General features: G+C 68.4%; 5 protein-coding genes. 4 read left to right on the plus strand and 1 reads right to left on the minus strand.

Annotated features, from left to right (window positions below; all coding sequences use genetic code 11):
* Window positions 1-443 precede the first annotated feature (443 nt).
* Window positions 444-1,178 carry a FadR/GntR family transcriptional regulator gene (locus tag AB0J71_RS49650; RefSeq protein WP_364421405.1) on the minus strand — a complete coding sequence of 245 codons (735 nt, stop codon included), beginning with the start codon at window positions 1,176-1,178 and terminating at the stop codon, window positions 444-446.
* Window positions 1,179-1,301: 123 nt separating this feature from the next.
* Between AB0J71_RS49650 and AB0J71_RS49655 the strand changes: the two genes are divergently transcribed.
* From AB0J71_RS49655 to AB0J71_RS49670, 4 genes are read left to right on the plus strand one after another with little or no spacing between them, the layout of a single operon-like run.
* The gene (locus AB0J71_RS49655; protein ID WP_364421408.1) at window positions 1,302-2,567 is read left to right on the plus strand and encodes an extracellular solute-binding protein; all 1,266 of its coding nucleotides are present in this window, start codon (window positions 1,302-1,304) and stop codon (window positions 2,565-2,567) included.
* Window positions 2,568-2,571: 4 nt separating this feature from the next.
* Entirely contained in the window at window positions 2,572-3,492 is a 921-nt protein-coding gene (locus AB0J71_RS49660; protein WP_364421410.1) for a sugar ABC transporter permease, read from the plus strand.
* Window positions 3,492-4,307, plus strand: coding sequence for a carbohydrate ABC transporter permease (locus AB0J71_RS49665; protein ID WP_352327429.1), 816 nt, complete (start codon window positions 3,492-3,494; stop codon window positions 4,305-4,307). The genes AB0J71_RS49660 and AB0J71_RS49665 overlap by 1 nt, the downstream gene beginning before the upstream one ends.
* A 1-nt stretch (window position 4,308) precedes the next feature.
* A complete protein-coding gene (locus tag AB0J71_RS49670) occupies window positions 4,309-5,457 on the plus strand; it encodes a mandelate racemase/muconate lactonizing enzyme family protein (RefSeq protein WP_364421412.1) in 1,149 nt (382 codons plus the stop codon).
* Window positions 5,458-5,725 lie beyond the last annotated feature (268 nt).

The raw sequence follows: 5,725 nt of genomic DNA on the forward strand, positions 1-5,725 counted from the left end.
GCGAACGGATCTGGTCGGCGCGACTGAAGGATAGGACGTATGACGTATGACTGCAATGCCCGGCATGAGCCGATTTCACTCTCGCTCAACTCTTCGTTTGCGGACCCTGCAGATCACGCCGCTGATCGTCATGCGCGCCCGCGACGTGTCACGCGTCCACCGCAGAGCAGCAGGAGGCTGCCGACCGGCGCCCGGAGGCCATCGTGTTCCTGCTGGAGTCCGGCGAGAGGCGCAGCGTTAGCGACCTCGCCGCCCGGTTGGAGCCGTCGCAGCCCGCGGCCTCGCCGGCATGATCATGCCGCGTTCAGGAGCGAGCCGACTGCGGGGGCCGGGCCGTAGTGGCGGAACGCGACGGACGCTCGGTGGTGCGCACGGTCGTGCGCACGGTGGGATTCGCCGCACCGTGCGCGGCAGGGCACAACTGGGCCGGGCGACCGCGCCGGTCACCGCTCCAGTCGTACGGGAGCCTCCGGGGCGCGGCGGCGGACCAGCCAGGCCTCGGTGATGTGGTTGAACATCGCCGTGGCCGCGCCGCCGGGGTCACGGGCGGCGATGCGCTCGTAGATGCGGCGATGGCCCCGGTTGGACTCCACGCACAGCGCGCGCTCGGGCGTGCCCATGTACCTGGCGGTGTTGATGACCTGGCTCTCCAGCGACCGCACCACGCCGCGGGCGATGCGGTTCCCCGACGCCAGCATGATCACGTCATGGAAGGCGCGATCGTGGTCGGCGTAGGTGACGTGGTCGTCGACGAGTTCGTCCATCTTGTCCACCAGCGCCCGAAGCCGCTCCAGGGTCTCCTCCGAGGCGACCCTCGCTGCCACGTTGGCCATGTCCGACTCCAGCAGGCGGCGCGTGACGACGACATCGTCCAGTATTGCCAGGCTCTCGTCCTGGGCGATGGTCGCCCCCAGGACGAGCTCGTCCAGCATGTCCCAGCTCGTCGGCTGGGTGACGATGGTGCCGGCGCCCTGCCGTACCTGCACCAGCCCCTTGGCCTCGAGCAGCTTCACCGCTTCGCGCACGACGGTGCGGCTCACCGAGAACGCCTCGCACAGCACCGGCTCCGCGGGCAGCGACGTGCCAGGCGCGTGCGTGCCGCTGACGATGCGCTCGACCAGCTCCGCCGTCACCGCCTTGGCCAGGCTGGCCGGGCGTCGGACCCAGGCCGGCTGCACCGGGACTCCGTGCGTTTTCTGCGTTGCCGTCACAAGGGGCAGTATATGTCATCCGTATTGCCATCATACGTCATACGAGTTAGGTTGCCGAGCAACAAGGGCCGCACTCTGGAAGTGGGAGCAATGAGGCAGCGAACACTATGGCCGCTCATCCTGGCCACGGGACTCGCGGTGGCCGGCTGCGGAAGCGCCGCGCCGACGAAGCCGTCCGCGGGGAGCGCCGCGCGCAAGATCGTGGTCTGGGACTGGAAGTCCGGCGAACCGGGCGCGGCCTCCTACGTCGAGAAGGCCAAGACCGACTTCGCCGGCAAGCATCCCGGCGTCACCGTCGAGTTCGTGGCGCAGCCGTTCGACCAGTACTACACGCTGCTGGGCGCGGCCCTCCAGTCGGGCAAGGGCCCCGACGTCATGCTGTTCAACGGCGGCGGGCAGCTGCGCGATCGTGTCGGCACTCTCATTCCGCTGGACCCGTACGTGGCCGAGGACAAGGAGCGGCTGGCCGGCTGGGACGCCTTCAGCAAGGACGGCAAGATCTACGCTGCCCCGGTGACACTGCAGGGCCACCCGATCTACTACAACAAGTCGCTCTACCAGAAGGCGGGCCTGGATCCGGCGAGCCCGCCGAAGACCTGGAACGACTTCGTCGCCGACTGCGCCGCCATCAAGAAGGCCGGCGCCAAGTGCTTCGCCCTGGGGAACAAGGAGGGCATCGGGATCCAGTTCTTCATGTCCGGCCTGGGCCCGGGGATCCTGACGCCCAAGGAGTACGACGACTGGATCGCCGGGAAGCGCGACTGGAGCTCTCCTCATGTGAAGGAGATCTTCAGCCTGTGGAAGAAGGTCAACGACGACGGGCTGAACAACGAGGGCGCCAACTCCACCGCGATGTTCAACGACGCCTTCACGGTCTTCGACACCGGCAAGGCCGCCAACATCATCGGCCTGATGTCGGACATCGGGCACTGGAAGGACTTCGGGGAGTTCCTCGGACCCGAGAACGTCGGCGTCATGACCTCGCCGGTGGTCACCGCCGGAGCCACGCCCGTGCTCCCCTATGACGGCGGCATCGGCTACGGGGTCTCCAAGACGGCCAAGGACCCCCAGCTCGCCGCCGACCTGGTGCGGTCGCTGACCTCGACGGCTGCGCTGACCGCCTTCTACGAGGGTGCGGGCGCGATCACCGCCGACACCACGATCGACGTCTCACAGAGCGCGCCCGCCGTGGCCGCGATCGTGCCGCAGATCAAGGGCGGCAAGCCGGCGCTGCACGTCGCGCTGTCGTCCAAGACGCTGGACCTGATGGGCCGGCTGTCCCAGCAGTTGCTGAGCGGATCGGCGAGCGTCGACGACGTGGTGACGCAACTGGCGGCCTCCGACAAGGCGAGCTGATCGCGTGCCGACCGCAAGCACGTCACTGGTGGTCCGCCACGCCAAGGCGGACTGGACCACCAGAACAAGGCTCGAACGGCTCGCCCCCTTCCTCCTGGTGGCTCCCGCCGTACTGATCATCGTGGCGCTGCGGCTGTGGCCGCTGGCCCTGGGCGTCAACTTCTCGTTCACCGGCGACGGCGACCTCAACGGGACTCCCGTCGGCTTCGGCAACTACGCCGAACTGCTCGCGGACCCGCTGTTCCGCATGGCGCTGCGCAACGTCGGCCTGCTGGTGGTGCTGCTCCCCGTCGCGGTGGCGATCCCAGGCATGCTGGCCACGTTCATCTTCCTGAAGGTGCCCGGCCACCGGCTCTTCCGCGGCGTCTACTTCTTCCCCGCCGTCCTGTCCCCGGTGATCGTCGGCGCGATCTTCAACCTGATGCTCGGCTACGACGGCCCGCTGAACGCCGCCCTGGCGCTGGTGGGCCTCGGCCCGGTCGACTGGCTGGGCGACCCGGGCGTCGCCATGGTCACGGTCACCGGCGTGCACATCTGGGCGACGTTCGGCATGGCACTGGTGGTGTTCCTCGCCGGGTTCTCCACCCTGGACACCGCGCTGCTGGACGCGGCCAGAGTCGACGGCGCGTCCCTGCCGCAGACCATCTGGCACGTCATCCTCCCGAGCCTGTCGCGCACCCTCCAGTTCGTCTTCGTCACCACCATGATCGGAATGCTGACGTCCATGTTCGGCCTGCTGTACATCATGACCAGCGGCGGCCCCGAGGGTTCGACGTACCTGCCGGAGTTCTACGTCTGGATCCAGCAGGGGCAGATGAACCGCCCGGCCCTCGCCTCGGCGGCGTCCACGGTGCTGTTCCTCGTCATGCTCGTGGTCGGGACCCTGCAGATCAGCCTGCTGCGCCGTACAGGCAGGACCGACTGATGCGACTCAAGTGGCTGGCCGCCGTCCCGATGGCCGCGCTCGCGCTGGCGACGATCTACCCGCTCGTCTTCACCGTCAACGTGGCGATGAAGACGCGTCGCGACTACATCCTCGACCGGTTCTCCCCCGCGAGCTCGCTGCACCTGGAGAACGTCGCCGCCGCGTGGAACAGCGTCGGCATGGCGCGTTACTTCCTCAACTCGGTCGTCGTGGTGACGGCGTCGGTGTTCCTGCTGCTGCTCTTCGGGTCGATGGCCGGGTTCGCGCTGAGCCAGCTCCGCTTCCGCGGCTCCTCGGCGCTCTTCCTCGGCTGCCTGGCAGCGCTGTTCGTCCCGTTCCAGGTGATCATGGTGCCGCTGGCCCGGATCATGGCGGACATCGGCCTCATCGACACCTACCCGGGGCTGATCCTGGCCTACGTCGCGCAATTCCTGCCCTTCACCATCTTCCTGATGACCAGCCACTACCGGACCATCCCGGTGGAGATCGTGCAGGCGGCCAGGATCGACGGCAACTCCACCTACGGCGTCTACCGGCGGATCATGATCCCGCTCGGCGCACCCGCGCTGCTGTCCGTCGGGATCCTGGACGCCCTGTTCTGCTGGAACGACGTGCTCATCGCGCTGCTGATGATGCCGTCACCGGAGCATCGGACGCTCATGGTCGGGGTCACCTCGCTGCGCGGGCAGTACTCCGACAACATCCCCCAGTTCGCCTCGGGGGTGCTGATCGCCGCGATTCCGGTCCTGCTGATCTATCTCTTCCTCCAGCGACAGATCGCCGACGGTGTCACCGCCGGCTCCACGAAGGGCTGACATGCGGATTTCGGGGTATCGGACGCTGACCACCGTGCACGAATGGGGCCGCCCCGTAGGCGACGCCAACGGCGTCTACGCCGACGGGAACGTTCCCGTGCCGATCGTGCTGGTGGACACGGACGAGGGGATCACCGGTGTCGGCCTCGGGCCGCACGCGCACCTGGACACCGTCTTCGCCGCCATCGAGGGTGAGGACCCGCGCGGCGTGACGGCGCTGTACGACCGCATGCTGCGCCAGACGTTCAAGGCCGGGCACGCGGGCGCCGTGTTCGGGGCCATCGGCGCGCTCGATACCGCGTTGTGGGACATCAAGGCGCGGGCCGCGGGGGAACCCCTCTGGCGCCTGCTCGGCGGCCGCGATCGGCTGGTCCCCGCCTACGCCTCCGGTCTGGACATCGGCCTGACCGATGAGGAGCTCGTCTCCCTCTACCAGGTGTACGGCGAGCGCGGCCTGCGCGCGGCCAAGCTCAAAGGCGGCCTCGACCTCGACCACGACCGGCGCCGCCTGGCACTGGTGCACGAGGTGCTGACCGAGGCCGGGCACGGATCGCGGCCCGGCCTGATGCTCGACGTCAACGAATCCTGGACCCGCAAGCAGGCGGTCCGGCACGTCTGCGAGCTCGAACGCACCATGGACCTGACATGGATCGAGGAGCCGGTCCGCCGGTGGGACGCCGAGGGACTGGCCACCGTCGGCCGCGGGATCCGGGCCTCGGTCGCCACCGGCGAGAACCTCACCGGGCTGGAGCAGTTCCGGCCGCTGCTCGCGGCGGGAGCGGTCGACGTCGTCCAGACGGCCGCCGTCTGGGGGATCACCCATTTCCTGCGGGTGTCCGCGCTGGCCCACGCCCACGATCTGCCTGTCAGCCCGATCGGCACCACCCCGATCGGGCTGCTGCACGCCGCGACGTCGGTGCCCAACCACCTGAGCAGCGAGCTGCAGGACCTGTGCCCGCCTGTCGGGGTGTCCGTCGATCTGACCGTCGAGCACGGCGCCTTCGTCCTCGGAGACTCCCCCGGCCTGGGCGTCGCGATCGACGAGGACGCGATCTCGGCTCGCGTGCCGTACGAGACCGTGGCGGCTGGAACCCCGAACGTCCGGCCGGAATACGCAGGACGGCGATTGCTGTCCGCGTCCATCCCGTAACAAAGGAGCGTATGCGAACATTCGCCGCCTTACTCATCGCGGCCGGAGTCCTCATCAGAGTGCAGTTTGCGAGCCTATCTCCGTGATGCCGCAGTGTGATTGTAGGGATTTGTAGTGTTACCGCCGGTTGGCGGGTCCGGTCGTGCTGTGATGGCTGAGTGACTGAGCGCAAGCCCTACCCGAGCGACTTATCCGACGCGCAGTGGGCGTTGATCGAGCCGGTGCTCACGGCGTGGAAGGCCGCGCACCCATCCCTCAGCGGCCACGA

It is taken from the genome of Nonomuraea sp. NPDC049637 (assembly GCF_040675235.1).
GTDB lineage: Bacteria > Actinomycetota > Actinomycetes > Streptosporangiales > Streptosporangiaceae > Nonomuraea.